The 2,936-nt window shown below is 37.9% G+C and carries 2 protein-coding genes; both read right to left on the bottom strand.

The window, feature by feature from the left end; translation table 11 throughout:
- Positions 1-187: 187 nt before the first annotated feature.
- Positions 188-2,098, bottom strand: coding sequence for an aminotransferase class V-fold PLP-dependent enzyme (locus H5157_RS20460; protein ID WP_033021837.1), 1,911 nt, complete (start codon positions 2,096-2,098; stop codon positions 188-190).
- A 293-nt stretch (positions 2,099-2,391) separates the two neighbouring features.
- The gene (locus H5157_RS20455) at positions 2,392-2,799 is read right to left on the bottom strand and encodes a hypothetical protein (protein WP_182725402.1); all 408 of its coding nucleotides are present in this window, start codon (positions 2,797-2,799) and stop codon (positions 2,392-2,394) included.
- Between the last annotated feature and the right edge of the window lie 137 nt (positions 2,800-2,936).

The following is a 2,936-nucleotide window of genomic DNA, read 5'->3' as shown; positions in this document are numbered from 1 at the left end:
CAACCTGCATAAATCTTTGATCAATTTAACGAATTAAATTGCACTATAACGTCGTTAAAAATTTTTTATTTAGAACAACTAGATACAAAAATTTTTGCCTAGTTCTAGCGTAATTTTCTTAACGTTAAATAGACCCCGTATATAAGCAGATTGGTATTATTATCGAGATAGTATTAAACCAATACCTTTATTTTTTAACCTTACCCTTAAGAACATAAATTTCACCATCGAAACTGCCTTGTATCGTCAGTCCTTGGCTTGCCAACTCTTGCAAATATTCAACATGATCATCAGTGATATGCTGGCCTGGGACTAAAAGCGGAATGCCCGGTGGGTATGGAGTAACTAAACCTGCACAAATGCGGTTGTTACTTTTGCTAATAGGCACAGATTCGCGGTCGCCATAAAAAGCATCGCTTGGAATACACGCCAAGTCTATGGCTGGTAAATTTTCAGGTAAGCGAGCTCTACGCGTCGATTTCGATAGTTTTACTTTACCGCTGTCTAGCTTTTTCAATGCATTGTACAAACGAATTATTTTTGAGCGTGTGCCGCCAAGCGTCAGTAAAACCAAAATGGTGCTGTGTGTGTATTTTTCTATCTCTAGCCCAATTTCATCCAGTAGATATTTATGAATATCTTTTAATGAGTAAGGTAGCTCACTAATATCAATAAGGATTTTTAATGGGTCGTGGCCCATATTATCACCACTAAAATGCGGGAATATTTCCATAAAGTCTTGCTTAGCTAATACTTTAATTTGCTTAAGCGAGGCCATCTGTTGTTTAAACTCCTCAACATGATTTAGCAGCGCATTGAGCAGCTTATAGCCTTCCATCTCTAATTGCTTTTGGCACACGTCAAGCGATGCAATAAGCTGATATTTAGGCGATGTACTAGCGTAGATACTATAAATCTCTCGAAAGAAATCGGCATCAAAATCGGGGTCGTTAATATGAATATAAGACGCTTGAGAAAACGCCGATACTACTTTATGCGCCGAATGCGTAATGTAGTCAGCCCCTGCATGTATCGCAGAATAATGACGAAAGCTAGGATGAAACAAAGAGTATGCAAACCAGGCTTCATCTATAAATACCTTAATACCATATTGATGAGCATAATCTACGACTTGTTTTAGGTCGCTAAGTAAGCCATCGTAAGTACAACCGGTAAGCACTAGTAATTTAGCATCAGTATTGTTTTCAATTGCTAACTTGATGTCGGCTAACGATGGTGGCGCGAAAATGCCATATTTTGGGTTTAAGATACTCGCCAAATAAATAGGGTAACTGGCTGATTGCAAGATGCCATAGTGTACTGACTTATGGCAATTACGGTCGACAATTACTTTATCTCCCTTGCGCAGCAGTGTCTGCAAGATGATTTTATTTGAGGTGGATGAACCATTTGTAACAAAGTAGGTGTGTTTAACTTCAAACGTCGCCGCGGCTGATTCTTGGGCGCGACCAATAGTATTAGTGCTGTCTGATAATGAACCTAGCGAGTCTACCGAAACCGACAGGTCGCCAACAAATACATTGCGGCCGTAAAACTGATAAAAATCTTTAATGTAAGGTGAGTTTCTAAAGCTAGAACCCCCACTATGACCCGGTGTATGCCAAGAGTCGTTTGCTTCACCAACGTAACGACGATACGCCGTCCAAAATGGCGTTTCAGAGCGGTCGTCAAAATCGTTAATCATATAGCCTAAAATAGCTTCTGGGTCAGAAATCACTTCATCTTTAAAAAAGAATGATTCGATTTCTTCTGATTCGTTTACGATCTCCAGCCCTTTAGTGTCGTCGCCAATAACATAAACCGGTAACTCAAGACGAATTGCCTTTAAATCCTCGATAAAGCGGCTATACATCCGCTCACCCACTTTGTTGTGCATATCCCAGCTTAGAACTACGGCTTGAATATCACCATCTTCCTCTACACATTCCAGCGCGTGTTTAAGCTCGAGGCATTCAATAATATCGATATGAATATCGTCTCGCTCAAAGTTAGGAATGGTCTTTGATAGGTTCGTTGAAAGCCCTTGTAAAGTGGCTGGGTCTTGCTCAATTATCAAGATACGAAGTAGAGGTAGCATAGAGGGTTTCGCAATATAATTTTATAATGCTCACTAGCATAACCAAAGGAGTGTAACTTGTGAAATTAATACTTTGATAATGTTCTAATAATTATTCTATTTCATTGGCTACTACAAATAAGAGGCGCAATGAAATTCATGTGTTTTCTGTTTGCATCGTAAGCATAAAGATTTTGATCATTATCAACGACAATATACCTCCCTTAAAGTTTTATACCACTGCAGTATAAGATTATACTTATTCGATGGGCAGTTTTATGCCATGAGAGGACTGTCGTAACCTTAGACACTTGTTATGTTTCGAAGCGTTGGAAAACCCATTTCAATATTGAGTTTTCATATTCTTTAGTCAAGAAGTGACTAGGAATATCCTCTTTATTACTAAGAGAGATTAAACACGAAATAACGATATCCCCCCTAATCAATTCTGTTACAAAACACGCGATAGCTTGCATGAATTTATGTATATTATCAGAATCATCGAGATTACGGTCCATACCTAAAGTTGCGCTATGAATTAGTTCATTCCTTGAATCACGCGCTTTATCTAAAACCTTATGAGCGCCTAATTTGTATTCAGGGAGTGATTGGATAGCTCGATTTAAATTTTTAAACGAAGATAAATTTTGATTAAGTAATTGCTTAAATTCATTATCAGTAATTATACCTTTAAATGATACCGAAGTTTTAATTGCAGGCAACTTAGCTAAAGCCTAACAAGTGACTATGGTGTCAATTCCTAATTTCAAACCATTTTAGGATCCCACATGACACCATCCCTCACCATAGAATTTATGATTACTATAAGCTTTCTTATACAGGCAATAATAGCAACTTT

The organism is Pseudoalteromonas sp. SG43-3, from assembly GCF_014164385.1.
Classification (GTDB): Bacteria; Pseudomonadota; Gammaproteobacteria; order Enterobacterales; family Alteromonadaceae; genus Pseudoalteromonas; species Pseudoalteromonas distincta.
Note: the sequence above shows the minus strand (reverse complement) of the source record. Positions and strands in the feature narration are given on the sequence as shown.

Coding starts and splice junctions, on each gene's coding strand:
- H5157_RS20460 (WP_033021837.1), bottom strand. CDS start 2,098: ATGCTACCTCTACTTCGTATCTTGATAATTGAGCAAGACCCAGCCACT.